Source organism: uncultured Nocardioides sp. (assembly GCF_947489365.1).
GTDB lineage: Bacteria > Actinomycetota > Actinomycetes > Propionibacteriales > Nocardioidaceae > Nocardioides.
Genome location: NZ_CANLDB010000018.1, coordinates 1 through 677 on the forward strand (window position 1 = coordinate 1; position 677 = coordinate 677).

Below are 677 nucleotides of genomic sequence, written 5' to 3' on the forward strand. Positions count from 1 at the left end.
GCGGGCCGACCGCAGACCTCCGGCCTGAGCTGTTGTGTGTCAGCCAGCCGACACAACTAGCCCTGAACACCAGGCTGAGTCCTGTTGTTGCCGCAAGGAATCCGCAAGACGGTACAGATGCACACCGGAACGGCTGATGCTTGCGCCTGGTCGGGCCGCTCGGGCTCGCCCACGGGGAACCCTGGAGGCCAAATGTTCTACGCGCCACACCGTCGCCGCACGTGGGTCGGTGGTGCCACTCTGGCCTCGGCGATCGCCTGCACCCTGTTCGTGGCGCCCGTGTCGGCGTCCGCGGCCGAGGTGTCTGTCGCACAGCCGGACCTCTTGGTAGCTGAGTTTGGCGAAGACCAGGTCATACGGGTTCCCGGCGACGGTTCCGAGCGCAGCGTCGTGGGAGCGGTCGAAGACGCCACGGGAGTAGCGGTCGACTCCAACCAAAACGCCTATGTGACGTCCTACACCGGAGGGACTCTGTCACGTATCGCACCGGATGGCACCCAGACTGTCGTGGACGACAACGTCCCCGGGGCATTCGGTATCACCATCACCGCGAACAACGACATTTATGTGTCGTCGCTCTCCACTAACCAGATCTTTCGGTATCCCGCCGACGGTGGAGCCCGAGTTCAGTTCGCCGCAGTGGGCGGCCCGGCATTCATCGACCAGGACTCCGCTGG

General features: G+C 64.5%; 1 protein-coding gene. It reads left to right on the forward strand.

The genetic code is table 11. The features are described 5' to 3' along the window. Positions 1-192 precede the first annotated feature (192 nt). Positions 193-677, forward strand: a 485-nt coding sequence (locus Q0858_RS21480) for an SBBP repeat-containing protein (RefSeq protein ID WP_299058442.1), incomplete at its 3' end; no start/stop codon positions are given.